This window comes from Pseudocnuella soli (assembly GCF_004347775.1).
GTDB classification, from domain to species: domain Bacteria; phylum Bacteroidota; class Bacteroidia; order Chitinophagales; family Chitinophagaceae; genus Flavisolibacter; species Flavisolibacter aquaticus.
In genome coordinates this window covers 244,298-269,867 of sequence record NZ_CP037755.1, presented here as the reverse complement: position 1 = coordinate 269,867, position 25,570 = coordinate 244,298, and the positions used below count along the sequence as shown (strand labels likewise).

General features: G+C 51.4%; 29 protein-coding genes. 15 read left to right on the top strand and 14 right to left on the bottom strand.

What is annotated here, in order from left to right; all coding sequences use genetic code 11:
- The first annotated feature begins 101 nt into the window (after positions 1 to 101).
- Complete coding sequence (locus EPD17_RS01105; RefSeq protein WP_132051041.1) at positions 102 to 3,755, top strand: hypothetical protein; 3,654 nt, start codon at positions 102 to 104, stop codon at positions 3,753 to 3,755.
- A gap of 72 nt (positions 3,756 to 3,827) precedes the next feature.
- On the opposite strand, the gene EPD17_RS01100 is transcribed toward EPD17_RS01105, so the two are convergent.
- A complete protein-coding gene (locus EPD17_RS01100; RefSeq protein ID WP_132051039.1) occupies positions 3,828 to 4,277 on the bottom strand; it encodes a cytochrome d ubiquinol oxidase subunit II in 450 nt (149 codons plus the stop codon).
- Between the two features lie 168 nt (positions 4,278 to 4,445).
- Between EPD17_RS01100 and EPD17_RS01095 the strand changes: the two genes are divergently transcribed.
- A complete protein-coding gene (locus EPD17_RS01095; RefSeq protein WP_114235757.1) occupies positions 4,446 to 4,958 on the top strand; it encodes a DUF2911 domain-containing protein in 513 nt (170 codons plus the stop codon).
- Positions 4,959 to 5,056: 98 nt separating this feature from the next.
- Positions 5,057 to 6,427 (top strand): aldehyde dehydrogenase, encoded by a 1,371-nt coding sequence (locus EPD17_RS01090; RefSeq protein ID WP_132051037.1) that lies wholly within the window; start codon positions 5,057 to 5,059, stop codon positions 6,425 to 6,427.
- A 21-nt stretch (positions 6,428 to 6,448) separates the two neighbouring features.
- Here EPD17_RS01090 and EPD17_RS01085 read toward each other — a convergent pair whose 3' ends face one another.
- The 3 genes from EPD17_RS01085 to EPD17_RS01075 all read right to left on the bottom strand — a co-directional run bounded on the left by EPD17_RS01085 (position 6,449) and on the right by EPD17_RS01075 (position 7,576).
- Entirely contained in the window at positions 6,449 to 6,694 is a 246-nt protein-coding gene (locus EPD17_RS01085; protein ID WP_132051035.1) for a hypothetical protein, read from the bottom strand.
- Between the two features lie 136 nt (positions 6,695 to 6,830).
- Positions 6,831 to 7,346 (bottom strand): GNAT family N-acetyltransferase, encoded by a 516-nt coding sequence (locus EPD17_RS01080; RefSeq protein ID WP_114235621.1) that lies wholly within the window; start codon positions 7,344 to 7,346, stop codon positions 6,831 to 6,833.
- Positions 7,347 to 7,378: 32 nt separating this feature from the next.
- On the bottom strand, positions 7,379 to 7,576 hold the full coding sequence (locus EPD17_RS01075; RefSeq protein WP_132051033.1) for a hypothetical protein: 198 nt from the start codon (positions 7,574 to 7,576) through the stop codon (positions 7,379 to 7,381).
- A gap of 122 nt (positions 7,577 to 7,698) precedes the next feature.
- Between EPD17_RS01075 and EPD17_RS01070 the strand changes: the two genes are divergently transcribed.
- Together EPD17_RS01070 and EPD17_RS01065 are read left to right on the top strand one after the other, a co-directional pair.
- The gene (locus EPD17_RS01070) at positions 7,699 to 8,139 is read left to right on the top strand and encodes a nucleoside deaminase (RefSeq protein ID WP_114235623.1); all 441 of its coding nucleotides are present in this window, start codon (positions 7,699 to 7,701) and stop codon (positions 8,137 to 8,139) included.
- Positions 8,140 to 8,309: 170 nt separating this feature from the next.
- A complete protein-coding gene (locus tag EPD17_RS01065; protein WP_132051031.1) occupies positions 8,310 to 8,915 on the top strand; it encodes a superoxide dismutase in 606 nt (201 codons plus the stop codon).
- A gap of 601 nt (positions 8,916 to 9,516) precedes the next feature.
- On the opposite strand, the gene yidD is transcribed toward EPD17_RS01065, so the two are convergent.
- The 7 genes from yidD to EPD17_RS01030 all read right to left on the bottom strand — a co-directional run bounded on the left by yidD (position 9,517) and on the right by EPD17_RS01030 (position 14,384).
- Complete coding sequence (gene yidD, locus EPD17_RS01060; RefSeq protein ID WP_114235625.1) at positions 9,517 to 9,747, bottom strand: membrane protein insertion efficiency factor YidD; 231 nt, start codon at positions 9,745 to 9,747, stop codon at positions 9,517 to 9,519.
- Entirely contained in the window at positions 9,731 to 10,135 is a 405-nt protein-coding gene (gene rnpA, locus EPD17_RS01055) for a ribonuclease P protein component (protein WP_132051029.1), read from the bottom strand. Before rnpA ends, yidD begins: the two co-directional genes overlap by 17 nt.
- Positions 10,136 to 10,271: 136 nt before the next feature.
- Complete coding sequence (gene rpmH, locus EPD17_RS01050) at positions 10,272 to 10,427, bottom strand: 50S ribosomal protein L34 (protein ID WP_114235627.1); 156 nt, start codon at positions 10,425 to 10,427, stop codon at positions 10,272 to 10,274.
- 240 nt (positions 10,428 to 10,667) lie between these two features.
- Positions 10,668 to 11,306: an outer membrane beta-barrel protein gene (locus EPD17_RS01045; protein ID WP_132051027.1), complete on the bottom strand. Its 639-nt coding sequence runs from the start codon at positions 11,304 to 11,306 to the stop codon at positions 10,668 to 10,670.
- Positions 11,307 to 11,475: 169 nt separating this feature from the next.
- Positions 11,476 to 12,516, bottom strand: coding sequence for a M48 family metallopeptidase (locus EPD17_RS01040; protein ID WP_132051025.1), 1,041 nt, complete (start codon positions 12,514 to 12,516; stop codon positions 11,476 to 11,478).
- Between the two features lie 82 nt (positions 12,517 to 12,598).
- On the bottom strand, positions 12,599 to 13,867 hold the full coding sequence (gene serS, locus EPD17_RS01035) for a serine--tRNA ligase (RefSeq protein WP_132051023.1): 1,269 nt from the start codon (positions 13,865 to 13,867) through the stop codon (positions 12,599 to 12,601).
- 64 nt (positions 13,868 to 13,931) lie between these two features.
- A complete protein-coding gene (locus EPD17_RS01030) occupies positions 13,932 to 14,384 on the bottom strand; it encodes a GNAT family N-acetyltransferase (RefSeq protein WP_132051021.1) in 453 nt (150 codons plus the stop codon).
- A gap of 22 nt (positions 14,385 to 14,406) precedes the next feature.
- Between EPD17_RS01030 and EPD17_RS01025 the strand changes: the two genes are divergently transcribed.
- From EPD17_RS01025 to EPD17_RS01010, 4 genes are all read left to right on the top strand, one after another.
- Positions 14,407 to 14,751, top strand: a complete 345-nt coding sequence (locus EPD17_RS01025; RefSeq protein ID WP_114235632.1) for a hypothetical protein — start codon at positions 14,407 to 14,409, stop codon at positions 14,749 to 14,751.
- The gene (locus EPD17_RS01020) at positions 14,751 to 15,470 is read left to right on the top strand and encodes a peptidylprolyl isomerase (protein ID WP_132051019.1); all 720 of its coding nucleotides are present in this window, start codon (positions 14,751 to 14,753) and stop codon (positions 15,468 to 15,470) included. The genes EPD17_RS01025 and EPD17_RS01020 overlap by 1 nt, the downstream gene beginning before the upstream one ends.
- A 165-nt stretch (positions 15,471 to 15,635) precedes the next feature.
- A complete protein-coding gene (gcvH, locus tag EPD17_RS01015) occupies positions 15,636 to 16,013 on the top strand; it encodes a glycine cleavage system protein GcvH (RefSeq protein ID WP_114235634.1) in 378 nt (125 codons plus the stop codon).
- Between the two features lie 69 nt (positions 16,014 to 16,082).
- Positions 16,083 to 16,445 (top strand): VanZ family protein, encoded by a 363-nt coding sequence (locus tag EPD17_RS01010; protein ID WP_240040699.1) that lies wholly within the window; start codon positions 16,083 to 16,085, stop codon positions 16,443 to 16,445.
- Positions 16,446 to 16,752: 307 nt separating this feature from the next.
- On the opposite strand, the gene prfA is transcribed toward EPD17_RS01010, so the two are convergent.
- Positions 16,753 to 17,817, bottom strand: coding sequence for a peptide chain release factor 1 (gene prfA, locus EPD17_RS01005; protein ID WP_114235636.1), 1,065 nt, complete (start codon positions 17,815 to 17,817; stop codon positions 16,753 to 16,755).
- A gap of 69 nt (positions 17,818 to 17,886) precedes the next feature.
- Between prfA and EPD17_RS01000 the strand changes: the two genes are divergently transcribed.
- On the top strand, positions 17,887 to 19,068 hold the full coding sequence (locus EPD17_RS01000) for an amidohydrolase family protein (RefSeq protein ID WP_132051015.1): 1,182 nt from the start codon (positions 17,887 to 17,889) through the stop codon (positions 19,066 to 19,068).
- 7 nt (positions 19,069 to 19,075) lie between these two features.
- Here EPD17_RS01000 and EPD17_RS00995 read toward each other — a convergent pair whose 3' ends face one another.
- A complete protein-coding gene (locus EPD17_RS00995) occupies positions 19,076 to 19,828 on the bottom strand; it encodes a biotin--[acetyl-CoA-carboxylase] ligase (RefSeq protein ID WP_114235638.1) in 753 nt (250 codons plus the stop codon).
- Between the two features lie 96 nt (positions 19,829 to 19,924).
- On the opposite strand from EPD17_RS00995, the gene rsfS reads away from it, so the two are divergent.
- From rsfS to EPD17_RS00970, 5 genes are all read left to right on the top strand, one after another.
- The gene (gene rsfS, locus EPD17_RS00990) at positions 19,925 to 20,332 is read left to right on the top strand and encodes a ribosome silencing factor (protein ID WP_114235639.1); all 408 of its coding nucleotides are present in this window, start codon (positions 19,925 to 19,927) and stop codon (positions 20,330 to 20,332) included.
- 80 nt (positions 20,333 to 20,412) lie between these two features.
- The gene (ftsH, locus tag EPD17_RS00985) at positions 20,413 to 22,470 is read left to right on the top strand and encodes an ATP-dependent zinc metalloprotease FtsH (protein ID WP_132051013.1); all 2,058 of its coding nucleotides are present in this window, start codon (positions 20,413 to 20,415) and stop codon (positions 22,468 to 22,470) included.
- Positions 22,471 to 22,483: 13 nt separating this feature from the next.
- A complete protein-coding gene (locus EPD17_RS00980; RefSeq protein ID WP_132051011.1) occupies positions 22,484 to 23,107 on the top strand; it encodes a LutC/YkgG family protein in 624 nt (207 codons plus the stop codon).
- A gap of 140 nt (positions 23,108 to 23,247) precedes the next feature.
- Positions 23,248 to 24,042: a UDP-2,3-diacylglucosamine diphosphatase gene (locus EPD17_RS00975; protein WP_240040698.1), complete on the top strand. Its 795-nt coding sequence runs from the start codon at positions 23,248 to 23,250 to the stop codon at positions 24,040 to 24,042.
- On the top strand, positions 24,036 to 24,848 hold the full coding sequence (locus tag EPD17_RS00970) for a hypothetical protein (RefSeq protein WP_132051009.1): 813 nt from the start codon (positions 24,036 to 24,038) through the stop codon (positions 24,846 to 24,848). Before EPD17_RS00975 ends, EPD17_RS00970 begins: the two co-directional genes overlap by 7 nt.
- On the opposite strand, the gene EPD17_RS00965 is transcribed toward EPD17_RS00970, so the two are convergent.
- Positions 24,845 to 25,363: a thioredoxin family protein gene (locus tag EPD17_RS00965; protein WP_132051007.1), complete on the bottom strand. Its 519-nt coding sequence runs from the start codon at positions 25,361 to 25,363 to the stop codon at positions 24,845 to 24,847. The genes EPD17_RS00970 and EPD17_RS00965 overlap by 4 nt on opposite strands.
- Positions 25,364 to 25,570: the final 207 nt, after the last annotated feature.

Here is a 25,570-nt window from a genome sequence, read left to right as displayed (position 1 = left end):
CATGCCGCCTGCTTAACACCGCTACGGCCGCCCAACGGCCATCTTCATCGCCATTTTCCTGGTGTTTGTTTACCCTAACTGCTTTCTAATATCCATAGCCCATGAAAAATCTTTACCCAATTGTATTGTTACTGCTCACCCTTTTTGCCGGCACCTCCGGTGCCTGGGCACAATCGGCGGGGCTGAGCGCCACCTATACCACTTTTGAATCGAGGTGTCGTTCTACCGGCGCCATTGCCATTACTGCAACAGGCGGCTCGGGCAGTTACAACTACAAGGCTGTCGGGCCCATTGCCACACCATTCACTTCCTCCAGCACCATCACCGGCCTCGAGGCTGGCACGTATACGGTGGTAGTAAAAGATGTGGTGCAAAACAAAGAAATAGAGGTTGCAAATGTGGTGGTAACCGGCACTTACTCCGACCCGCGTTTTGGCCTGCAGGCCACCGATGCCACCTGTGCCGGCAACGATGGTTCGATAACGGCCAACGGGCTGCAAAACGGACGTGCGCCTTTTACCTACACCATCATTGCACCCTCACCATCCGGTGTGGGTACCAGCAACAGCTCGGGTAAATTTACCGGCTTGCCTGGTGGCGAGTACAGCATCCGCCTCACCGATTCATGCGGCGGCATCCAAGTGCGCACCATTCGCATTGAAGCTTACGATTGGTGGTTGGAAACGGCGACGCTTACCCGAAATGGATGTGCCGATGGCGATGCAATAATTACCCTCAAGGATAATAAGGGCAACACCAACACATCGGGCACTGCATTCAATGGGTTTAAATACGGCGTGGTACAAGCTGTTGGCGATACTTTGTGGGGCACGCAGCGCAGTTTCAGGTTTGTTTTGGGCAAACGCCGCAGTGTAACACTGGTGGCAAAAGATGCATGCAATAATGTGCGCACTAAAACCGCCAGTGTTGGTGCCAATACCATACCTGCAATGGGCGCTAATGTTGGCATCAGCAACAGGGCCTGCTCTACGTTTACTGCTGCCACATCGGGACAGGTTAACCTCACCAACCCGCAATACTGTGTGTTCAACAGCAGCAATGTGCAGGTAGCTTGCAACACCACGGGCAGCTTCCCCAACCTGCCTTATGGCAGCTATACCATGCAGGTACGGGATCTTTGTTATGATACCACAATTGTTCGCAGCTTTTCTGCATCGGCGGCTACTCCTTCAATTACCAGCGCAGTAGATGTAACCAATCACTCTTGCACCACCTTTACCGCTACAGTAAAGGGAACACAGAATTTTACCAACCCAGAATTCTGCTTGTTTAATAGCAGCGACGTGCAAGTAGGCCTTTGCAACAACACGGGCATTTTTGCCAACGTTCCTTACGGCACTTATTCCATCAGGGTAAAGGATGCATGCTCCAATGCTGTTGTGTCGGTTAGTGTTACCGCAAGCAGGCCAGTGCCTGTTGTCAATAACCACAGCATATCTAATCAAACCTGTTCTACATTCAGCGTGCAGGCAAGCGGCAGCAACCTGCAGGCCAATCCTGAATTTTGTTTGTACGATAATGCAGGAAATAGAATTGCCTGCAACAACACCGGCCTGTTCACGAATATTCCTTATGGCCGCTATTGCATCCGGGCAACCACTTCGTGCGGCGATATAACTGCCGACAGGTGTTTTACACAAAATGCTCCGGTGCCCAACCCGGGAGTAAGCACCAGCAATCTCAACTGCAGCGGTTTTACCGCAACGGTTACCAATAAAACATACCTCACCAACGCACAGTATTGTATTGTTAACAGCAGTGGCGTGCAGGTTGGCGACTGCAATACTACCGGCGTATTTAATAACCTCGCTTATGGCAATTACACCATACGCATCACCGGTGGTTGCGCTACCGGAACTATCGAACGCACCGTATCCGCCACCCGGCCAACACCTGCCATCGACGCTACCATTGGCACTTCCAACGCAACCTGCGCTACATTTACTGCAACGGTTACCGGTACCAATTTAACAGCGCCTACTTATTATGTGTATGATGCCGGGAATAACCTGGTATTTACAGGTACATCCAATGTATTCAACAACCTGAGATATGGTTATTACTGTTTTGTTGTAAAAGATGGCTGCACCAACCAGGAGTTGCGCCGGTGCCAAACCTTTAGCAACCCGCAATCGTTTACGGTACTTACCGGCAAAACCTGTACGCTCAACACCACCGATATGCTGGTACAGTTTGCCGGCAGCGGCAGCCCGTTTACCGTACAGGTGTACCACCCCGATGGCTCGCTGGTGCGGGAAGCAACGGCCAACACGGCTATGATTAACCTTGCCAACCTGCCTGCACTGCCGGCAGGTGCTGCATACCGCGTGGTGGGCACCAACAACTGTGGGCAGGGCGATGAAAAAACCGTTGTGCCCGATGCTACGGTTATCACCCGTTCGGCATCGGTAGCACCAAAATGCCCCAGTGCCACTTCGCAAGATGGCTCGGGCGATTTGTTGGTTACCTGCTCTTCCAATAAAGCGCTGGTAACACCGGCTATTATTTCAAAAAATGGTGTTGCATTCAATAGATCTTACTCTACCAACACGGGCAACAACTTCCTGTTTGCATCGCTGGAGCCGGGCACCTATGTAGTGGAATATACCCTGCAGGGATGCACTGCCAAAGAGCAGCAAACCGTGGTGGTGCCGCCTTATACATTCCCGGTGCAGGACCGTTCGGCTATTTACCAGTGTAATGATAATGGCTTTAGCCTCGGTGCTTCAGTAAAAGGTGGTGTGGGGCCTTTTAAATACGAGATCATTGGCAGCCTGCCCGAAACGCCGAGCATCATCACCGCGCCGCAAAACAGCGCCGTGTTTTCCATCAACAACGGCACCGTGTATTCGCTGGTACGCCTGCGTTCGGTAGATGCCTGCGGCAATGCAACGCTTAACGACATCAGCGTGTTGCCGCTGCAAAATATTGCCGTTACCGCTACGCAAACCTGCCTGTATAAAGATGTGGAACTTACGGTTGATCCCATCCCGAATGCCACGTATAAATGGTATCTAAAACAAAGCGATGAAGACAGTGTGCTGGTCAATACCAACGCCGGTTTTACCATTCCGTTTTTGATGCCGGAGCAAACCGGCGTATATGTGTGCCATATCTCGGTAAACAATGATTGTATTACCCGCGTGGCTACATTTAACCTTACCGGTAAATGTGATGATGCTACGTTACCCGTGGCCGTGCAACTGCGGGGCCGCCGCACCAGCGAAGCTGCAGTGCAACTGTATTGGGATGCCACCGAAGAGCAGGAAGTATATTGGTACGGCATTGAACGCAAACTCAATAACGCCACCAATTTCAGGTTGATCGATTCGGTGCAGGCCCGCGGCTCGCAGGTGCTGGAAAGCTATAGCTATGAAGATAAAAATGCAGGTGCCGGTAAAGTGCAATATCGGTTACGCATCACCGGTAAAGGGGGTAAAAAGAAATACTCCAACATTATCCAAACCGGGGTGCCTGCTACGCTGGTAAAAGTGCTGCCCAACCCGGCAAAAAGTTTCCTGCGCCTGGCCTGGAAAGATCCTGTGCAGGATGCTTACCAACTGGAACTGTACAACGCGGTAGGACAGCGGGTGCACAGCCAGCGCATCGAGCCCTTTGACCAGCGTGAATACACACTGCAACGCCCTGCTTCAGTTAAACCCGGCGTGTACCTGCTGCATTGCACCAACCGCATCAGCGGCGAACGGCAGGTGTTTAAAATAGTGTTTGAATAGGCTGGGAGAAAGACAATAGACAATAGGTAATAGACGACAGACGATAGATGGCTGTTGTCTATTATCTATCATCTATTGTCTACCATCTATTGTCTGCTGTCTACTGTCTATCCTCTGTACCGGCTTCCTTGTCATTAAATAATACAAACTCACCAGCATCCACCCGATCCAGAATAGGTATGCACCTAAATGAAAACGTTCGCCCATGAGGCGGTACGAGAGTGTATTGCGAAAATCCTGGTAGGTAATGAACAGTCCGATGGCCGCCGCAATAATGGCCGACACATGGATGTACCGGGCAGTGGCTGCCCTGGCACGTGCCTGCACCAACCCGTGCAGCCAAAAAAGCAACAGCCACACCGCCAGCACCACACCGGCGCCCTGCCACCAGGTTTTTAAAAAAGTATATTGTTTGTAAAACAAGGAAATGCCGGTACGGCCAATCAACGTGGCTTTGGACAACAGGTAACCCGTTAGCACCGCCAGGCCGGTCAGCAGGAGCAAAAAAGAAGTTTTCTTCATGCGATAAACATAGATTGAGGGCATAATGTATGAAACTTAACGAAGCATTTTAAAAACGTGCATGCATGCAGCTGTTAAAATGTATGTGGCTAAATTTATATGCGGCCACTGCCAACCCGGCTGCACGTATTTTTGTATTATTACATCCATTACTTTAAATACAGAACCATGAAAAAACTTTTTGTTCTTTCCGCATTCTTTTTTGCCATTGCATTTTTATGTGGATCGACAGTGCAGGCGCAAAATGCACCTGCCAGCCCGGCGCAAACCGCTAAAGGCAAATTGGGCAACGCCGATGTAACCATCAGCTACAGCAGCCCCGCCGTAAAAGGCCGTACCCTTTGGGGCCAACTGGTGCCTTATGGCAAAGTATGGCGTGCCGGTGCCAACGATGCTACCACTTTTGAAACATCATCGGCTGTGCAGGTAGAAGGTAAAACCCTGCCCGCCGGCAAATATGCATTGTTTGCTATTCCGCAGGAGAACGAGTGGACCATTGTATTCAACAAAGTATCGAAGCAATGGGGCGCTTTTAATTACGATCAGGGACAGGATGCACTGCGTGTAACAGCTAAGCCACGCAAGGCCGCTTCGTTTAATGAGCGCCTTGCTTACAACGTAGGTAAAGACGGCTTTACACTGGCATGGGGCGACCTGGAAGTGCCTGTTTCGGTGAAATAAAATACATCGGACAACAACGGTAAATAATCCGTTGTGCAACATTTTATTCAATGGCTGTGCCCTCGGGTGCAGCCATTTTTAATTGTATAAATTGCCCCATGCAGCACATACAACTGGAAGCTTTGCAGGCGTCTGCAGCACGGCGCCACACCCATAGCTACGAATGGCGCCGCCAGCAGCTGTTGCGCCTAAAAGAAACTTTGCTCCGGCACGAAGCCGCCATCTACACGGCTTTGTACACCGATCTGAAAAAGAACCGCGAAGAAGCATGGATCACGGAAATAGGTTTTGTGATCTCCGAAATAAACTATGTGCTGAAGCACCTGAAACGGTGGATGCAGCCGCGGCGTGTGGGCACCAACCTGCTCAACTTTCCATCGCGGAGCTACCTGCAGCCCGAGCCGCTGGGCGTGGTGCTCATTATCGGGCCGTGGAACTACCCGCTGCAACTGGTGCTGGCGCCGCTGGTGGGCGCCCTGGCTGCCGGCAATTGTGCGGTGCTAAAACCCAGCGAATATGCTGTTGCAACAGCTGTCGTATTGGAGCAAATTGTAAAAGAAGCATTTGATCCGGCCGAAGTGGCCCTGGTGCAGGGCGATGGTGCCGTGGTGATTCCGCAAATGATGGAAGCCTTCCGGTTCGATCATGTGTTTTACACCGGCAGCACGGCGGTGGGCACATTGGTGTATCAAATGGCGGCAAAAAAACTGGTGCCGGTAACGCTGGAGTTGGGCGGAAAAAGCCCCTGCATTATTGAGCCCGATGCAGCACTGGAGGTGGCTGCACGCCGAATTGCGGTGACCAAATTTTCCAACGCCGGACAAATGTGCGTAGCCCCCGATTACTTGCTGGTACACCGGCAGGTGTTGGAGCCGTTTTTAGCCTTTTTAAAAAAAAGCATCGAGGATTTTTATGCCGCCGATGGCGTGCGGGATTATCATTTTGGCAAAGTGATCAACGAGCGGCAGTTCAGCCGCCTGCTGCAATACCTGGAAGAGGGTGAAATATGGGCCGGTGGCGATCATGATGCGGCCACACTGCACCTGGCGCCAACGCTGCTGGGAAATGTGCAGCCCAATGCAAAGGTGATGCAGGAAGAAATTTTTGGTCCGGTATTGCCCATCATTACCTGGAACACTAAGGATGAGGCAGTGCAGATTATTGAGCAAAACAAAAACCCGCTGGCGCTATACGTGTTTACAGAAAACAGCGAAACGGCCAACTGGTGGATGCAGAACGTGGCCTTTGGCGGCGGTTGCATCAACAACTGCAGCTGGCACCTCACCAACCACCGGCTGCCTTTTGGCGGCCGCGGCAACAGCGGCATTGGCGCTTACCACGGTGCCTTTTCGTTCAACACGTTCAGTCACCTCAAAGGCATTATGAAAACGCCCACCTGGTTCGACCCGGCGCTTAAATACCCGCCGTTCAAAGGCAAGCTGAACCTGTTTAAAAAAGTATTGCGGTAAAAGGCAGCAGCCATTCGTTTGTTACTGCCTGCCCGAACTGTCGCCTGTGCGGTTGGCCATGCTGTCCACATCGGTACGCATGTTCATGTCGGTTTGCGTGCCCTCGTTGTTTACGTCGCGGGCCGTGTCGCCATAAGGCGCTGCACTTTCGGGTACCGTGCCCGATGTGTTCATGGTATCGGTAGTGGCGTCGCCATCGTTTGCATCGTTGTTACAGCTCATCAAACCCAGGAATGCCACAGAAGCGATCAACAAAGCCTTTTTCATATCCACAATTTTTAATGCAGTTACCACAGGCAAATAAGTTGCCAGAGGCTTACGGCCGCAGTTTATTTGCCCGACCAATGCACTTAACTGACGGCACCAACAGCCAGCAAAGCAAAAACGACAAATGCCGTTTAAGCTAAATATCCCGTTTCATCATCCAGTCGTTCTGCACATCCTGACCCAGTATAAAATCAATATCGCCAAAGCGGGTAAAACCCCAGCGCTGGTAAAAGCGGATGGCACGTTCATTTTTTTCCCAAACACAAAGCCACACCAGCTTTTTGCCCGTTTGGCGCCCCAAGTCAATGCTTTTTTGCATCAGCAGGTTACCCACACCTTTGCCAATAAATTGCTCGCAGGCATAGAGCCGCGCAATCTCCAGCGACGGCGTGCCCACCAGCGCTGCCGGCGTATGCGTTTCGCGAAGCTTTACATAACCGGCTACTTCATCGTTAAAATAAGCCAGCAAAAAAATATTGCCCGGACGGCCCACTTCCAGCATCAAGCGGCCGCGGGTAAACTGCTGGTCGAGAAACTGCTGCATGTTGGCGGCCGTATTGTGCACTGCAAACGTGTCGTAAAATGTTTGCCGGCTCAGGTCGGCGACAAGGGCCGCATCCTGCACGGTAGCTTCCCTGATGGAAAAATTCATTGGTTCAATTTAGTGCAACAAGGGCAAATGCATTATTGTGCCGAGTCGGTATGCATGCTGGCATTGGGCTGTGCACCGGTGGCAGCAGTGTCGGGAATGTTTCCGTTTACATTTTCCACACCGCGGATGGTGGTATTAGCCGAATCGGAAACGGTATCAGTGGTATCGGCATCATTACCGCAGGAGGCCAGCAGCACTACCGTGGCTAGGGCGCAAACTATTTTTTTCATACAAAATTTTAGTGCTGCCGGTTCAATTTTCCTGCCATGTGCCGGCGCCGCATTTTTGCAATCGCATTTTGCCGCCAACCACCCTTGTTTTTACTTGCCTATATTTCCTTCCTTTGCGCTGTATGCACAACGATGAACATTATATGGGGCAGGCCCTGAGGCAGGCCCAGCAAGCTTTTGACGAAGATGAAGTGCCTGTTGGCGCCATCGTGGTGTTGGGCGGCCGCATCATTGCGCGGGGCTACAACCAGGTAGAAAAACTGGCCGACCCGACCGCACATGCCGAAATGATTGCGCTGACCTCGGCATTTAATTACCTGGGTAGCAAATACCTCCCCGAGGCCACGTTGTATGTAACCGTGGAGCCCTGCGTAATGTGTTCCGGCGCATTATATTGGAGCAAAATAGGCCGCGTGGTGTGGGGCGCTTCCGACCCCAAAAACGGGTTCAGCAGGGTGCAACCGGGCATCTCGCCTTTTCACCCCAAAACAGAGCTGCAAAGCGGTGTGTTAGAGGCAGAGTGCAGCAGCCTCATCCGCGAGTTCTTCCGGTCGAAAAGATAAAATTCGGTTATACAACGCCGAAAGTTGATCACTGCGGGGCTTGTTGTTGTCTATCGGCTGTCAACTAGTTTCTATCGCTTCTGTTTCTATCCCTAATCCGGTGTAAATTCGTGCTTCCTACGGAAACAATAGACGAGATAATACATTGTTCACTCTTAAACACAATTGTTATGGCATTTACCTTACCGCAATTACCTTATGCGCATGAAGCCCTGGAACCGCACATCGATGCGCAAACCATGCAGATCCACCACGGCAAGCACCACCAGGCTTATGTAGACAACCTCAATAAAGCCATTGCTGGCACCGAATACGAAGGCAAAAGCATTGAAGAGCTGGTAAAAGCTGCCGGTTCTATTTCGCCTGCCGTACGCAACAACGGCGGCGGCCACTGGAACCACACCTTTTTCTGGGAGATACTGGCCCCCAACGCCGGCGGGCAGCCCACTGGCGCACTGGCCGAAGCCATCAACAGCACCTTTGGTTCTTTTGATGCGTTCAAAGAAAAATTCAACGCTGCCGGCACCACCCGCTTTGGTTCGGGCTGGGCTTGGCTTATTGTAAAAGACGGCAAACTGGAAGTAACCTCTACCCCCAACCAGGACAACCCCCTGATGGATGTAGCCGAAGTAAAAGGCACGCCCATCCTGGGTGTGGACGTGTGGGAACACGCTTATTACCTGAAGTACCAGAACCGCCGCCCGGAGTACCTCGGTGCGTTCTGGAACGTGGTGAACTGGAGCAAGGTGAACGAACTGTACGAAGGGGCGAAGTAACCCCCTTTCCCTTTAAGGGGAACTTAAGTGCGGCATACTCTTTTATAACGAAGCCACTCCAATGGGAGTGGCTTTTTCTATGTAACCAGCTTTTGCATTGCTATTAGGCTGCTGTTGCGTCGCACACTTGTACGTTCTGTGTTGCTATGGTGCTATACTTATGCAATTGTAGTTAACTGCTGCCTTTTATTACATGTCATGCCGAACTTGTTTCGGCACCTCCTTCACTCGCAGAGTTTACAAAAGCACAAGGGGATGCCGAAACAAGTTCGGCATGACAGACACTGATTGTACTCAGTGCCCTACACCACCGCAGTTATTGTGTTTTTTCCTTCTCATGTATTTGCCCACCAATCACGCTTTTGCTTCTGTCATCCTGAGCTTGCACCAGCACGAACATAGAAATAACAAGTAGTCTGTCTTTTATTTAATTAACCCTCTTCTGCACCCCTCAAATGCTTCGCTACGCTCAACATGACAAATGCGAAGCATCTGCCGTTTTCTGCCCAAGCCACCCAGCAAAAAAGCCGCAAAACCAAAGGCTTACGGCTTTATAAAAACGCATCGAACATATTGATCAACCCGAACAAATTGTATCCTTCTAGGGCACCGGGTCAAACCCGCTGCCGCCCCACGGATGGCAGCGGCCAATGCGTTTCAACGTCAGCCAAAACCCTTTGAAGATGCCGTATTTTTTAAATGCCTCCAGCCCGTATTGCGAGCAGGTAGGCGTGTAGCGGCACGATGGCCCCAACCACGGCGAAATGGCCAGTTGGTAAAACCGGATGATCCAGATAAACGGCAGGGCCAGTATTTTAAGCAGTGATTTCATGCGCTTTGCGTTGTATCTGTTGCAAACATTTGCCCACCGATGCTTCGATGGTGGCATAATCGGGCAACACCTTATCGGTGTATAGAAAAAAAACATGCCCCGAAATATTGGCGCCCTCCAATAAGGCCAACAATTGGGGTTTTTGCAAGCGGTAAGCTTCGCGCAGCAGGCGTTTGATGCGGTTGCGTTGCACCGCTTTTTTAAAATGCCGCTTGGGCGCTGATACACCCACCAGCAGCGCAGGCTGTGCTCCCTCCGGGGTGGCAAACAGCCGGTAAGCCATCCGCACCGGGAAGGCATTGTAGCTTTTGCCGCCGGCAAAAAGCCCATCGATTTGCTTGCGGCTTTTCAGCCGTTCACTCTTGGGAAAACCGTGGCGCGGAGGCATGGATGATGTACGATTTACGATTTGGGATTGACGATTAATAGCAACGGGTGGCCGCCGGCCCGGGTGCAAAAACAAATAGCCCCGGAGGCCGGAGCTATTCAAAAAGGTTGAAACGGCAGGCTGGGCCTGCGGCTGTTTATTTCAGCTTGCGTTCGTCGGAAATAGTCAGCTTTTTACGGCCTTTGGCGCGGCGGCTGGCCAGTACTTTGCGGCCATTGGCAGTTTGCATGCGTTTGCGGAAACCGTGAACGGTTTTGCGGCGGCGGCGATGCGGTTGAAATGTGCGTTTCATTATAATTAGTTTTTCTACGTTCTTTAAATGCCCGTGGAGAAGACGGGTTGTTTCCAGTCCGCTACAGGTCACCACACCCGTAGTTTGTGAAAGGACCGCAAAAGTAAGGGAGTTTTCTAAAACGGGAACAAAGCTGGGGAAGATTTATTTACGATTAACGATTTTGGATTGACGATTTGTGGGCAAAAGCCTGATTTAGCAGCCCGCCAATCCGAAATCGTCAATCCGAAATCCTCTCGTTTATCGGGCAAAAAACAAGCGTATGCCCAGCGACAGCGGTGACTGGGCGCTGACATTGGTTGCGGCCGTAAACCGGTCTTTCTGATTGAACATAATACCAGTGCCGGTGTCGGCCGTCCGGGTTTGGCGGTTAAAACCCACCGATGCCACGCTGTTGATGGCACCTTCGAGGTGCAGCTTCCGGTTAATGGCGTATGCAACGCCCGGCGTTAAGGACAGCTCGCCGCCCCTTGTTTTGATCACCGTATTGTTGGCGCTGTGCTCATCGGAGTTTTGCCGGCTGCCGATGTAGGCAAGGGCCGCTTCACCAAACAGGTAAAAACTTTTGCCCAGTTCCAAATACCGGCGCAGAAAAACACCGGCATCAAAAGCATCCAATGTTTGCCGTGCATCGCTCACCGTATTTCTAAAGCCGCCATATCCAAAAGTTACCCCGGCTACAAGGTTGTCTTTTACCGCAATACCTACCTGCGGCGCTATCGAAAAGTAGCGTGTTTCATTGATGCCCAGTCGCTGTTCCTCATTGGTGTTTTCGAAGCTGATGCTGCCGCCCAGCAAAACGGATCCTTTGGTGATTTGGGCCTGTGCGGCTATGGATAAAATGCAGGCAATGATTGCGAGGGTGTAACACTTGCTCATAAAAAATTAGTTTGGAAAACGAAGATGCCGGCAACACCCATTGCATGCAAGGGGCATCATTTGTATTAACAGCAGTTTTTCAGAAGGAAGCGTTAACGAAAAGAAGGTCGGAGTTACGATGCAGTTTGTTTTGTTTGTAGAATGCCTTCACCGCTGTGCAGCGGGTTCGTTATTCCGCGGTTTTTATTTGTAAAAAAATGTGACGCAGTTGTTCATTGGTTTTGGCCTCGGCATTTGCGCAAGCCTTGTTTTCCGCTACCTGCCGGATGCGCTTTTTAAGATCGGGGTGGCTGCTCAACCACTCCGATGGTTCGGGGCCGCTGCTTTGCTGTCCCAGCAGTTGAAACAGGCGCACAAAACCATTGCAGCTAATGCCTCGTTGCGCCAGCAGCTGGGCACCTTCGGTATCGGCTTCGGTTTCCAGACTCCGGCTATAGGAGAGGTTTTTTAGTTCGTTGGCGTTGTTTAAAATAATGCCCGTTATAGCACCGGCATCGCCTACCAGCAGCGATAAAAAAACGGCACTGCTCATTTGCCTGAACAGCGTTCGCACCGTATGCCGGTGGGTAATATGCACCGCCTCGTGGGTAAGCAGCGCAGCCAGTTCTTCGTAGCTGCCAATGCCATTGAGCAGTTTGCTGTACACCACAATATGGCCACCAGGCAGCGCAAAAGCATTGGCAACATCATCTTTTACCACCGTAATGCGGATGGGATAGGGCGATGGAATTTGCAATGCATTGTAAAACCGGTTGATCTCCCGGGTGGCCGGTGCATCAATAGCAAACCCGGTTTTCATTTGGGCAAACAACTGGTCGCCCAATTGCTGCTCGTAGCTGGGTGGAAAGCGGTTGGCCAACAAGCCGGCAAGCCAGGGCAGCACTGCCACAAACATGAACACCAGGAACAAAACGACCGCTGCAGCCACGCGGATAAAGGGCGCCAGGCGCCTGCGGCCCGCACCCTTTTTTTGTGCGGTGATCATTGCCGATAAATCGGCCGACAGCGATGATTGCAACACCTCCAATGTTTGTGGCGGATAGTCGTCGTAAATAAAGCTGCGCGGTGCCGTGCCGGGCTTTATTTTATCGTATTGCCAAAATACTTCGTTGCTGTTGTTGTCGCTTCTCACGGCAATGGACAAACGCTTTTTGTCCAGCCTGATGGCAGCCGGGTATTCAATGCCGTTGCAGTAGTAGGTGGCGTTCATAAAAAGGGAAAGTTGGTAGTTGACAGTTGATAGTTGACAGTGGCGTTTTACTACCAACCATCAACTACCAACTGTCTACTGCTTAAATCATTTCTCCGCCAAAATACGGCTGCAAAGCCGGTGGCAGCAGGATGCCGTTTTCGGTCTGATTATTTTCGAGCAGGCAGGCCAGGATGCGGGGCAGTGCCAGCGAAGAACCGTTGAGCGAATGTGCCAATTGGGTTTTACCCTCGTTGTTCTTGTAGCGAATTTTCATTCGGTTAGCCTGGAACGATTCAAAGTTGGAAACCGAACTTACTTCCAGCCATTTTTCCTGTGCAGCGCTGTACACTTCAAAGTCGTAAGTAAGCGCCGATGCAAAGCCCATATCGCCGCCGCACAACCGAAGAATGCGGTAAGGTAGCCCCAGCGATTGCACCAGCTTTTCCACATGCACCACCATTTCTTCCAGCACTTCGTAGCTGCGTTCTGCGGCTACCAGTTGCACAATTTCCACTTTATCAAACTGGTGCAGGCGGTTCAGTCCGCGAACATCCTTGCCATACGAGCCTGCCTCGCGGCGAAAGCAAGGCGTATAAGCCGTCATTTTAATGGGCAGTTCGCTTTCTTTTAAAATTGTATCTCGGTAAATATTGGTTACCGGCACTTCGGCGGTAGGAATCAGGTACAGGTTGTCGGCAGTGGCGTGGTACATCTGTCCTTCTTTATCGGGCAGCTGGCCGGTGCCGTACGCCGATGCTTCGTTGACCATCAGCGGCGGCATAAACTCGGTGTAGCCGGCGGCGGTGTTGTAATCCAAAAAGTATTGGATCAGGGCTCGCTGCAGGCGGGCACCCCTATTTTTATACACCGGGAAACCACTGCCGGTTATTTTGTTGCCCAGCTCAAAATCAATGAGATCGTACTTTTTGGCCAGATCCCAATGTGGCACAGCGCCTGCAGGCAACTCGGGCTTGGAGCCGCCGGTGCGCACCACCTCGTTATCGGCAGGAGTGCGGCCTTCGGGCACCGCATCGGCCGGCAGGTTGGGCAGTTTAATCAGCAGGTCGTGCACGGCTTTTTCGGCTTCATCCAATTGTTGCTGCACGGGTTGCAGTTCGGCTTTTAGTGCTTCCACTTCCCGCTTGCGGCTTTCGGCTTCTTCCTTTTGGCCTTTGGCCATCAGGCCACCAATTTCCTTGGATGCTGCATTGATCTTTGCCTTTGTTTCATCAAACCGGAACGTAAGCGATTTGCGTTCTTCATCTTTGGCTACAATAAGGTCCACCAGGCCTGTTTCGGCAAAATGTTTTTTTGCCAGTTTGCGCTTTACTTCTTCCGTGTTCTGTTTGATGTAAGCTACCTGCAGCATATATCGGTTAATTTGTTGTAAAGGCTGCAAAGATAAACCGCTGGTTATAGCAGCCACATGATTTTCAGGAATTGCTGCCCGCACCGGCGCTGTACAATCCGGGGCGGTGAATGGACATAAAATTTTCGGGGTGGGCAATGGGGGTAAATCCAAATTGCTCATACAATCCATGCGCATCGCGGGTTACCAGCAAAAACCTGCGCAGCCCTGTAAGCGATGGGTAGGCAACGATTGTTTCCATCAGCCATTTGCTCAGCCCCAATCCCCTGAAAGCTTCGTCAATAAACACATCGGCGAGGTAAGCAAACGTGGCCCCATCGGTAATGACCCGTGCAAAGCCCACCTGGTTATTTTGCCGCAGCACCGAGAAGCACAAAGAGCCTTCAATGGAACGAGCCACCACCTCCGCCGGTATATCCTGCGCCCAGTACGACCGGCTTAAAAAGCGGTGCACATACGGCACATCGATCAGGTCTTTGCTGGTAGTGATGGTAAAATCATCTTTTGTCCATGTCATAAAAGGGAGTTGTTTTGCAAATATGAATTTTGGAGACGATCTGCAGGTGCGCTGGTTTGCACTGGAGCAAAAAATGATGGAGCGCTTCGGCAAAAAGCCCGATGTGGAAAGTGTTTTGTTCCTGATTGGCGTGCAGGAGCTGGGCGATATACGGAAAAAATTTTCAAAAGAACAAAAGCAGGACCTGATGCATGTGGCCATTTGCACCGTGCTGTCGCCCAGCGGATACTACGAACTGGACCGTGTGGATGCCGATGGCTGGCCGCATTTCAAGCAACTGAAACCAATGCCCGAGCTGGCGCCGTTTGAACAGGAAGCATTTTTAAAAGACCATATTTTGCTGTATTTCCAAAACCAGGATTTTTAATGTTGTGCCTACGCCTGCCTGCACTGTTGCGGTGCATTTTCCTTGCTTCTTTTTTAATTCTACTTATAGCGGCCGATGCACAGGATAACATCCGGCTACGCAAACGCGATCGTAAGCGGGATGTGGAACTGGTAACCACTGCAGGCACCATCCGGCTGCGCCTGCACGATGCCACGCCGCTGCACCGCGATAATTTTTTGCGCCTGGTAAAAACGGGTTATTACGACAGCATTTTATTTCACCGCGTCATGAAAAATTTTATGATCCAGGCCGGCGACCCAACATCAAAAACTGCAGCTGCAGGAAAGGCATTGGGCTCGGGCGGACCGGGTTATACGGTGCCTGCCGAAATCCGCAGCGATCTGTTTCACCATAAAGGCGCACTGGCCGCAGCCCGCATGGGCGATGATGTAAACCCCGAACGCAGGAGCAGTGCAGCGCAGTTTTATATTGTGCACGGCCGTACCTGGACGGATGCGCAGATTGATTCATTGGAAACCATCCGCATTAAGACAAAAGTGCCCGATGCGCACCGGCAAGTGTACAAAACCACCGGCGGCACTGTGCAGCTCGATAACCAGTATACGGTGTTTGGCTACGTGGTAAAAGGCCAGGAAGTGGTAGATGCCATTGCCTCTGCACCGGTATCAGCTACATTGGGCAACCGCCCCGAGCAGGATGTGCGGATTGTAAAGGCAAGGCTGGTGAGGAGGAGATGATGGATGGTGGATGATGGAAAAAGTTGGTAGTTGACAGTTGGTAGTTGATAGTAAATGCGTTTTCCTGTCTTCCGTCTTCCGGCCTCGGACTTCCGTCTTTTCCGTCTCTACTGTCTTTTCCGTCTTTCCCGACTTCTCTCTATATTGCACCCCTAAAACTTAGCTATGAATTTTCCGGATAACCTGCGCTATACCAAGGAGCACGAATGGGTACGACTGGAAGGTGACGAAGCCGTGATCGGCATCACTTCTTTCGCACAAGGCGAACTGGGCGATATCGTTTATGTAGAAATTGAAACCGTTGGCCAGGAGCTGGAAGCCGGCAGCGTGTTTGGTACCGTAGAAGCGGTAAAAACCGTGAGTGACCTATATTTGCCCGTTTCCGGAACCATTGCCAGCGTAAACCCCAGCCTCAACAACAATCCCGAATTGGTGAACAACGATCCTTATGGCGAAGGCTGGATGGTACGCGTTAAACTAAAAGATCCTGCTGATGTAGACAGCCTGATGGATGCCGCAGCTTACGGCTCCCTGGTTGGATAAGCAAGCGTTTCAAAATACACTATTGGCCTTCTTCGGAAGGCCTTTTTTATTGACCCAAAAACAATCGATGTGGATCAGATAAAAAGGTTTGCATTACCCGCAGCTATTTTGTTTACCCTTATTACAGCCGTGCTGTTTTTTTTGCCAGGCAATAAGTTGCCGGCGGCCGGGTGGATGGGCAAACTTCAGGTGGACAAATGGGTACATATGGGGATTTTTTTCCTGCTTTGTGCGTTGTGGATTATTGCATTGAACATTACTACAAGAAAGCAAATTTTGGCGCTGGCATTTGCAGCCTTTTTATATGGCTGCCTGGTGGAGTTGGTACAGGACCGGTTTGTTGGCAACCGCAGTATGGATTTGTTTGATATAGTGGCTGATGCAGTAGGCATTATGGCGGCGTTTGTTTGGTGGCGGTATATAAAAAAATAAACCCCTGTGGAAACAGGGGTCGCAACCAAAACTAACTGCTTATGAGAAAATTGACTGCTATTAAGAAGAACAATTTCTTAATGGCAAATATGCTGCCAAAAATTGGAAGGTGTGGTTAACGACATCTAAACTTCCAAAATTTGAAAAGATCGATACTGTTGTAAGAACTGCTGATTAATTAGAAAAAATGGTGCCAATTTCAAAAACCGTTTTCCAGATGGCTTTATCAGTCATAAAATAACCAAACGCATTATTTCCGCTTTCCTATACCAACAATTTACTTTTAAATAAGTCGAAACACCAGCCCTTATTGTTGGGTGGTCATTTTCTCAGCATTTTCGGCAAATTGAAGGGCTTCGATTAGTTCTTGGATGTTTCCGTCCAGCACATCCTGCAGGTTATACAACGTCATACCAATGCGGTGGTCGGTAATACGGCCCTGCGGAAAATTGTAGGTGCGGATTTTGGCACTGCGGTCGCCGGTGCTCACCAGGCTTTTGCGGTGGCGGGCAATTTCCTCTTCCTGCTTGCGCACCTGTGCTTCGTACAGGCGGGTACGCAGCATTTGCATCGCTTTTTCGCGGTTGCCCAGCTGGGTGCGTTCCGTTTGGCAGATCACCACTTCACCCGTTGGTATGTGGGTCAGCATCACCTTTGTTTCCACCTTGTTTACGTTCTGGCCACCGGCGCCGCCACTGCGGGAGGTTTCCATTTTTACATCGCTCTCCTTTAATTCAAAATCCACTTCTTCGGCTTCGGGCATCACGGCCACGGTTGCGGCACTGGTGTGCACCCGGCCGCTGGCTTCGGTGTCGGGTACACGTTGTACGCGGTGCACACCGCTTTCAAACTTCAGTGTGCCGTACACATCATCGCCGGTTACTTCAATTTGCACTTCCTTGTATCCGCCCACGGCGCCTTCGTTTTCGCTCAGCAGGGCTGTTTTCCAGCCGCGGCGTTCGCAATAGCGCAGGTACATCCGCACCAGGTCGCCGGCAAAAAGCGAAGCTTCGTCGCCACCGGTACCTGCACGGATTTCCAAAATCGCATTCTTTTCATCCTGTGGATCTTTTGGAATCAACATCTGCCGGATGGACGCTTCCATTTTTTCCTGCTTCTCCTCTGTTTCGGGCAGCTCCAGCTTGGCCAGTTCGCGTAGCTCTTCGTCGTTGCCGTTGAGTGCCTCGCGGTAAAAAGCAACATCATCAAGCACCTTGCGGTAATCGTTATATGCGGTTACAATTTTTTCGAGGCTGCGGTATTCTTTGCTGAGGGCGCCAAACTGTTTATTGTCGGCAATGATCTCGGGGTTGGTCAGGGCCACGCCCAGGTCGTCAAAGCGGGCCTTTATCGATTCTAATTTGTCGAGCATGATGAAAATTGGAGGGCAAAATTAAGTACCCGCGGCCAATGCAAACGTTAAGGACGTATTTTAGCCCGCATGGAGCGGCAAAAGTTCAGTGCAGACCTTGTTTTCGACGGTAGTAGGTTTTTGGAAAAGGACACGGTGGTGGTTGTAGATGGCGCCGGAGCCATTGAAGCGCTGGTACCAGCAGCCGATGCTGGTGGCGAGGTTAAGCACCTGCAGGGCATTTTGCTTCCGGGCCTCATCAATGCACATTGCCACCTGGAACTAAGCCATTTTAAGGGCATCATCCCGCCCGGTGGCGGCCTGGCTAAGTTCCTGCTTTCGGTGGTGGGGAAACGGAAAGAGCCTTGGGACGAGCAGTTGAAGAGGGAGCAGATTGCAAATGCTGCCGCCGAAATGAAAGCCGCCGGCATTGTAGCCATTGGTGATATCTGTAACACAGCCGACGCCATTGAAACAAAACTCGCTTCGGGCCCGCGCTGGCACAACCTGGTGGAGGTGCTCAATTTTACCGATGAAACCCTTGCGCCCCGCATGGCGCACAACCAGCAAGTGCTGGATGCGCATTTGGCCGCAGGCCTTACCAGCAGCACCCTTACGCCACATGCGCCGTATAGCGTAACCGCTGCCACGTTTGACGCCATCAACAAAGCTACCGCGGGTAATATTATCTCGGTGCACAACCAAGAAACCCCGGCAGAAGATGCGCTGTTTGTAACGGGCAAAAGCGAATTTGACCAGTTGTATGCACTCACCGGCACAGCGCCGCTCGGTCCATCGGGGCGGAGCAGTTTGCAAACTTGGCTGCCCCATTTTACCGAAGGGCAAACCATCATTTTGGTGCACAATACTTTTACAAGTCCCGAAGATGTTGCCTTTGCGCAGGTGCATGCCGCCCAGCATGGGCTGCAGGTTCATTTTTGTTTATGCCCCAATGCCAACCGCTATATTGAAGACAGCCTGCCGCCGGCAACTATGTTTTTGGAAAAAGGCGCGGGCCTGCTGCTGGGCACCGACAGCTACAGCAGCAACTGGCAACTGAGTATTGCTGCCGAAATAAAAACGCTGGCCGATCATTTTCCCGAAGTACCACTGGAGGTTTGGCTGGCAGCAGCCACCCGCAACGGCGCCACGGCTTTCGGCTGGACTGACTTAGGACGGCTGGAAGTGGGCCTGCGGCCGGGGTTAACCCTTTTGCATACCAACAAAGACGGTGGCATTACCGGCACATCCAGCAGGGTGGATTTTAAGTAAAAACCTATTACTCCAGCACCCATTCCAGTTCGCCAATGCCAAAGCGTTCGTCCAGCGGCGATTGTACCACCAGTTCGCCGGTAGGCGTTACGTCGGCAACGGTGCCGGTAAAGCTGCGGCTGCCCTGCCGGAAATGCACGGGCTGGTTGAGTTTGTACAGCGCCGCTCGGTATTGCTGGCGTACTTCCTGCTCGTTGCGCACCAGCAGTTCCATAGAGCGTTGCACGTAGCCAACTAGTTCCTGCGCCATAGCCACAGGGTCAAAGGTTTTGCCGGTGATCTGTTTTAAGGAAACAGCTTTTTTATTGAGCTTTTTAAAATCGGTTTGGTTGATGTTGAGGCCAATGCCAATTACCGACCATTGCCAGGCAGTGCCCTGCATGCTGTTTTCAATGAGGATGCCGCCTGCCTTTCTGTCACGCCAATACAGGTCGTTGGGCCACTTGATGCTGACCTCGGAAAGGGCATAATGGTTAAAGAATTGGTAAACGCCCAGGATAACTGCCATGCTCAGGCTAAACTGCTGCGACGGCGCCAGCTCGTATGGCGATACGATAATGCTCATCAGGATGTTCTCGCCGGGCGCCGAATTCCAGGTTTTCTGGCGCTGGCCTTTACCCTTGGTTTGCTCGTGTGCAAACACACAGGTACCATGCTGTGCCACCCGGTCATGCACCAGGGCCATGGCATAGTTGTTGGTACTTTCAACCGAATTGAGTTCTATAAAAGGCGAGCCGATGGGTTTTGCGATGGTGGACAATTGCGCTAAATTTGGGCAAAAGTAAACAACACGCCAAAAACCGGGCTTACCTTAACCTGTGCAACACCCATTTTTTTACTAAAACTTATTGATTATTTGGAACCATTAGATGTTTTAGCCAACCGCAAACGCAGCACCGTTACCCGGTTGACCCGTAACTCGAAAATCCTCAAAACCATTCTCAAAGCCATCAGCGATAAAAAAGGCGAGCATGTGGTATCGCTTGACCTGCGCAAAATAAACGAAGCCGTTGCCGACTTCTTTATTATTTGCGAAGCTACAAGTGCGCCGCAGGTACGGGCCATTGCCGATCATGTGGAGGAAGAGGTAAAAGCAAAATGCGGCGACAGCCCCTACCATCAGGAGGGCCGCCAGAACATGCAGTGGGTGCTGCTCGACTATGTGGATGTGGTGGTGCACATCATGCTTCCCGAAACCCGTAAGTTTTATAAACTGGAAGAAATGTGGAGCGATGCCGCTGCACAGGAGCACAACCAGGAGTAGCCGCAATTGTTAATTGTACGGGAGGCCTCCTCCTGTTTCGCTTACATTTGCGTTTTCGCCATCATTTTTAAGAAAGGAAAATGTCACAGGAACCATATAAAGACAACAACAAGCCCCGTTTACCTAAATTCTCCAACCGGTCGTCCGACGAAGACAACAACCCTCGTCGCGGGCCGCGTTTTAGCATTTACTGGGTATACGCCATCATCTTTGCCATACTGATCGGCTTTCAGGTATTTGGCCCCTTTTCCACTCCGGCAAAAGAACTGAGCCGCGATGAATTTGAAAGCATGTTGCGCCAGGGCGAGGTGGACAAATACGTAATTGTGCCCAATCGCAGCCTCGTTCGGGTAACCCTCGATAAAGAGGCGCTGCCTAAATATGCCAACAAGCTGGGCAAAACCGCAGCCACCAACGAAGCCGGCCCGCATTACTTTTTCAAGATCGTTTCCGGCGATTCGTTCAAAGACGATATGCGCAAGTTTTACACCGACAACCCAACGGTGCAAAGCAAGGAAAGCGTAGAAATGGAACGCGACTGGTTTAGCCCCATTATTACTACCCTTTTACCCATCCTCATTTTTATTGCCATCTGGATTTTGCTGATGCGGAAAATGGGCGGTGGCGCCGGTGCCGGCGGCGGCCCGGGCGGCATTTTCAATATTGGTAAATCAAAAGCCACCCTCTTCGATAAAGGCACCCGTGTAAACATCACCTTCTCTGATGTTGCCGGCCTGGACGAAGCCAAGGTGGAAGTAATGGAGATCGTTGACTTTCTAAGAAATCCCAAAAAATATACGGCGCTGGGCGGTAAAATTCCAAAAGGTGCACTGCTGGTAGGTCCTCCGGGAACCGGTAAAACCCTGTTGGCCAAAGCTATGGCCGGCGAAGCGCAGGTACCTTTCTTTTCCATGTCGGGTTCCGATTTCGTGGAAATGTTTGTGGGTGTAGGTGCCAGCCGGGTTCGCGACCTGTTTAAGCAGGCCCGCGAAAAATCGCCCTGTATCATTTTTATCGACGAGATCGACGCCATTGGCCGTGCCCGTGGTAAAAACATGATGATGAGCAACGACGAGCGGGAAAGCACCCTCAACCAGTTGCTGGTAGAAATGGACGGCTTTAGCGGTGAAAGCGGCATTATTGTGCTGGCAGCCACCAACCGCCCCGATGTACTGGATGCGGCCCTGCTACGCCCCGGCCGTTTCGACCGCCAGATCACCATCGACAAACCCGATCTGAAAGGTCGCGAAGCAATCTTTAAAGTGCACCTCAAAGGCATTAAAGTTTCGGAAACCCTCAACATCCATAAAATTGCCGAACAAACACCGGGCTTTGCCGGTGCGGACATTGCCAACGTTTGTAACGAAGCGGCCCTGATTGCTGCCCGTAAAAACAAGCAGGGCGTGGACATGGAAGACTTCCAGGACGCAGTGGACCGGGTGATTGGTGGTTTGGAGAAAAAGAACAAGATCATTTCGCCCGACGAGAAAAAGATCATTGCTTACCACGAGGCTGGCCACGCCATTTGCGGCTGGTACCTCGAGCATGCTTACCCGCTGCTGAAAGTAACCATTGTGCCCCGCGGCACCGCAGCCCTCGGTTATGCGCAGTACACGCCTAAAGAGCAGTACCTGTACAATACCGACCAATTGATGGACCAGATCTGCATGACGCTGGGTGGCCGCGCATCGGAGGAGATTTTCTTTGGTAAAATTTCTACCGGTGCACAAAACGACCTGCAGCAGATTACCCGCATCGGCTACGCCATGGTAACGGTGTACGGCATGAGCGATAAAGTGGGCAATATTTCCTTTTACGATCCACAGCAGGACCAATCGTTCACCAAGCCTTATTCCGAAGAAACTTCGAAGCTGATTGACGAGGAAGTTCGGGCCGTAATTGACAGTGCTTACGAACGCACCAAGCAGTTGCTGCAAAGCAAAAAATCCGACGTAGAAAAGCTTGCCGAAGCCCTGCTGGATAAAGAAGTGCTGTTCCAAAGCGATGTGGAAGCCCTCATCGGGCCGCGTCCTTTCCAGGACAAGCACCTGTTGGATGTGGAGCCCGGCGAAAAGCACCCCGACGGTGGCATTTCGGAAGGCGTTCCGCCCTACAACCCTAATGTGTTGAACCAGTAATCCGTTCCGGAATATGAAGGAGACTTCAGCTAGAAAGAACATTTTGGATAAAATAAAGGCGGCGTTGGCAAAACCAACGCCTTTGCCTTTTAAAGAGCAGGTAGATAAACCCCTGTTTCACTCACCGCCCGAAGACCCAACCGTGCTTTTTGCGGAGCAGTTTACCGGCCTGGGCGGCAAGTTTAGCTTTTGCCTCAGCGATGCCGAGTTTGCCAGCAGCTTTGTGCAGTTGTGTGCCGCCAACAAGTGGGAAAAGGTGTATTGTGCCGAGCCCGCTTTAATGGCCCTGTTCCCAGCCATGCAGTGGCACCCCGATGTGGCTAGCTGCGATGTATCGCTCACCAGCTGCGAACGCCTGGTGGCCCGCACCGGCAGCATGCTGCTTAGTTCGGCAGCGGGGCGTGTGGCCAGCGTGTATGCACCCGTGCATGTGTGTGCTGCCCGCACCTCGCAAATGGTGTACGAAATAAGCGATGCGCTGGATGTAACGCAGGGTAAATACGGCCAAAACCTGCCTTCGCTCATTACACTGGCTACCGGCCCCAGCCGCACGGCGGATATTGAAAAAACGCTGGTGGTGGGTGTGCACGGCCCGAAGGAAGTGTATTGCTTTTTGATCGACGACGAAGGACTGTAACCTATTCAAATATTGATGGCCTGTTTCCTGCTTACTTAAATAGGGGAACAGGCCATTTTTGTAAACACCATAAGTAAGGCTGCAGGCAGCCCGGCTTTTCGGGTAAATAAACATTCCTGCCTATTTTCGGCCTTTGGTACATGAGCATGCATATTTCTCCCGGCAAAAAAATATACTTCTTATCCGATTTTCACCTGGGCGCACCCAACGCCGAACAAAGCCTGCAACGCGAAAAGCTGCTGGTGCGTTTCCTGAACGAAATTGAACCCACTGCCGCCGCCATTTTTATCGTAGGCGATATGTTTGATTTTTGGTACGAATACACCAAGGTGGTGCCCCGCGGCTACACACGTATTTTGGGCAAACTGGCGCAGCTTACCGACAGCGGCATTCCCATTCATTTTTTTGTGGGCAACCACGATATGTGGATGAACAATTACCTGCAACAGGAGCTGAACATCCCCGTTTATTTTGAACCCAGGGCTTTTGAGCTGGGTGGTAAAAAGTTCTGGATCGGGCATGGCGATGGTCTGGGCCCCGGCGACGGAGGATACAAGGCGTTGAAAAAAGTGTTTCGCAACCCTGTTTGCCAAACACTGTTCGGCATGATTCCGCCGGCCATTGGCATCGGCGTAGCCGATTATTTTAGCCGCAAAAGCCGCGCAAAAGGCGGCGGTAAAGAAGAAGTGTGGCTGGGCGAGGAGCGGGAATGGCTGATTACTTATTGCAAAGAGTTGATAGCTTCAAGAAAAAACTTCGACTTTTTTGTGTTCGGGCATAGACACCTGCCCATCGATTTTCGTCTGAATGATACAAGCCGATACATCAACCTCGGCGACTGGATTCGTTACTTCACCTACGCTACTTTTGATGGAGTGGAGGTGTCGGTTCAATCTTATACCGGTATGGAACATAAAATAATACGCAATTGGTAAGGGCTATTTTTACCGTTTGCCTGCTGCTGGCGCTGCTGGCGGCTGCTGCGCAAAGCGGCAGCGGGCTGCGCCTGTTGCGCAGCTACCCCGCACCAGTGGCCGATGCCACATTGGATAACCTGGGCAATTTGTACCTGGTATCGGAAAATGGGCAGGTAAAAAAATACGGTCCCGAAGGCGATTCTATTTCGGTGTACAACAGTGTGCGGCGCAACGGCAAATTGCAAACCCTTGATGTGTCAAACCCGCTGCGGCCGCTGCTTTTTTACCGCGATTATGGCCAGGTGGTGCTGCTCGACCGCCTGCTTGCCGTGCAGGCTACATTGGACCTGCGCCGCCAGGGCATTACGCAGCCGCTGGCTGCTGCCATGAGTTTCGACAATAAAATGTGGGTGTTTGACGGCGTTACCAACCAGCTGAAAAAGCTGGATGACGCGGGGAAGGTTTTGCTGGAAACCCCCGACCTGCGGCAGGTGTTTGCCGGCGGCGTGCAGCCGCAGCAGATCATCGACCACAACGGCTGGGTGTACCTCGCCGATTCAGCGCAGGGCCTGTTTGCCTTTGACTATTTTGGATCGTTCAAGCGGAAAATACCCGTGGCCGGCTGGCGCCACCTGCAGGTAACCGATAGTGCGGTACTGGGCATTTCGGAAGGCGCCTTGCACACCTACAACTTGGCTACGCTGATGCAAGCTACGCAGCCATTGCCCTCAATTTTACAAGATTGTGCACCCATCCGTTGGAGCGGAAAGGGCTGGCTGGCCATCTGCGGCGGTGCGGTAAAACTATTTGGCGCAACTCCTTAAAGCTTTCCGGCCAGTATCTCGCCAATTTCTTTATCAAACATGCCATAGCGGCCATATTCCACCACGCGGCCCATTTCCTTACCACCTTTCAACACAATAATCGTGGGCACCAGGTCTACATTGAAAATGGTAGTAAGGTTGTATTGGCTTTTTTTGGCCTCATCTACGCCAACCGTGGTGATATGATCTTTTTGCACACCGGCGGCGTTGGCGAAGGCGAAGAATTTAGGTAAAATAAACTGCGTATCGTGGCACCAGGTACCGGCAAATACAAGGAAATGCACAGAGTCTTTCTGCGTCGTAAGCGCCTTCAACGCTGCCGACTGTGGCGTGTAGCCTTTTTGGTTGGCGGCAAACCAGTTGAATGCCGTATCGCTGGTCAGTACTTCGGGGGTTAAAAAACCTTTGATGATTTTCTGGCCTTCCGTGCTGCGGCCAATTTCGGATTGGGCAAAAAGGGTGGTAGAGCAAAGGACCAAAGCAGTAGCCAGCAGGTGTTTTACAGAAGTGCGCATGACTCAAATATAAAACAGTTGAGCATTTTGGTAGACAATGGGAAGTTAAAGAAGGTGAATGGGCAATGGTGAGTGGTGAATAGTGTTTCGTGAAACGGCAAACGTGAAAGGTGAAATTGGATTGCAATCAATTTCGATTGCTGATTTATACCGGCTGATTCTTTATTCGACTGTCAGTAATTGATTGCAGGATCGTTTGAGATTTAG

Bases quoted from the DNA above. Each gene is read 5' to 3' on its own strand.
- EPD17_RS01105 (WP_132051041.1), top strand. From the start codon at position 102: ATGAAAAATCTTTACCCAATTGTATTGTTACTGCTCACCCTTTTTGCC.
- EPD17_RS01100 (WP_132051039.1), bottom strand. From the start codon at position 4,277: ATGAAGAAAACTTCTTTTTTGCTCCTGCTGACCGGCCTGGCGGTGCTA.
- EPD17_RS01095 (WP_114235757.1), top strand. From the start codon at position 4,446: ATGAAAAAACTTTTTGTTCTTTCCGCATTCTTTTTTGCCATTGCATTT.
- EPD17_RS01090 (WP_132051037.1), top strand. From the start codon at position 5,057: ATGCAGCACATACAACTGGAAGCTTTGCAGGCGTCTGCAGCACGGCGC.
- EPD17_RS01085 (WP_132051035.1), bottom strand. From the start codon at position 6,694: ATGAAAAAGGCTTTGTTGATCGCTTCTGTGGCATTCCTGGGTTTGATG.
- EPD17_RS01080 (WP_114235621.1), bottom strand. From the start codon at position 7,346: ATGAATTTTTCCATCAGGGAAGCTACCGTGCAGGATGCGGCCCTTGTC.
- EPD17_RS01075 (WP_132051033.1), bottom strand. From the start codon at position 7,576: ATGAAAAAAATAGTTTGCGCCCTAGCCACGGTAGTGCTGCTGGCCTCC.
- EPD17_RS01070 (WP_114235623.1), top strand. From the start codon at position 7,699: ATGCACAACGATGAACATTATATGGGGCAGGCCCTGAGGCAGGCCCAG.
- EPD17_RS01065 (WP_132051031.1), top strand. From the start codon at position 8,310: ATGGCATTTACCTTACCGCAATTACCTTATGCGCATGAAGCCCTGGAA.
- yidD (WP_114235625.1), bottom strand. From the start codon at position 9,747: ATGAAATCACTGCTTAAAATACTGGCCCTGCCGTTTATCTGGATCATC.
- rnpA (WP_132051029.1), bottom strand. From the start codon at position 10,135: ATGCCTCCGCGCCACGGTTTTCCCAAGAGTGAACGGCTGAAAAGCCGC.
- rpmH (WP_114235627.1), bottom strand. From the start codon at position 10,427: ATGAAACGCACATTTCAACCGCATCGCCGCCGCCGCAAAACCGTTCAC.
- EPD17_RS01045 (WP_132051027.1), bottom strand. From the start codon at position 11,306: ATGAGCAAGTGTTACACCCTCGCAATCATTGCCTGCATTTTATCCATA.
- EPD17_RS01040 (WP_132051025.1), bottom strand. From the start codon at position 12,516: ATGAACGCCACCTACTACTGCAACGGCATTGAATACCCGGCTGCCATC.
- serS (WP_132051023.1), bottom strand. From the start codon at position 13,867: ATGCTGCAGGTAGCTTACATCAAACAGAACACGGAAGAAGTAAAGCGC.
- EPD17_RS01030 (WP_132051021.1), bottom strand. From the start codon at position 14,384: ATGACATGGACAAAAGATGATTTTACCATCACTACCAGCAAAGACCTG.
- EPD17_RS01025 (WP_114235632.1), top strand. From the start codon at position 14,407: ATGAATTTTGGAGACGATCTGCAGGTGCGCTGGTTTGCACTGGAGCAA.
- EPD17_RS01020 (WP_132051019.1), top strand. From the start codon at position 14,751: ATGTTGTGCCTACGCCTGCCTGCACTGTTGCGGTGCATTTTCCTTGCT.
- gcvH (WP_114235634.1), top strand. From the start codon at position 15,636: ATGAATTTTCCGGATAACCTGCGCTATACCAAGGAGCACGAATGGGTA.
- prfA (WP_114235636.1), bottom strand. From the start codon at position 17,817: ATGCTCGACAAATTAGAATCGATAAAGGCCCGCTTTGACGACCTGGGC.
- EPD17_RS01000 (WP_132051015.1), top strand. From the start codon at position 17,887: ATGGAGCGGCAAAAGTTCAGTGCAGACCTTGTTTTCGACGGTAGTAGG.
- ftsH (WP_132051013.1), top strand. From the start codon at position 20,413: ATGTCACAGGAACCATATAAAGACAACAACAAGCCCCGTTTACCTAAA.
- EPD17_RS00980 (WP_132051011.1), top strand. From the start codon at position 22,484: ATGAAGGAGACTTCAGCTAGAAAGAACATTTTGGATAAAATAAAGGCG.
- EPD17_RS00975 (WP_240040698.1), top strand. From the start codon at position 23,248: ATGAGCATGCATATTTCTCCCGGCAAAAAAATATACTTCTTATCCGAT.
- EPD17_RS00965 (WP_132051007.1), bottom strand. From the start codon at position 25,363: ATGCGCACTTCTGTAAAACACCTGCTGGCTACTGCTTTGGTCCTTTGC.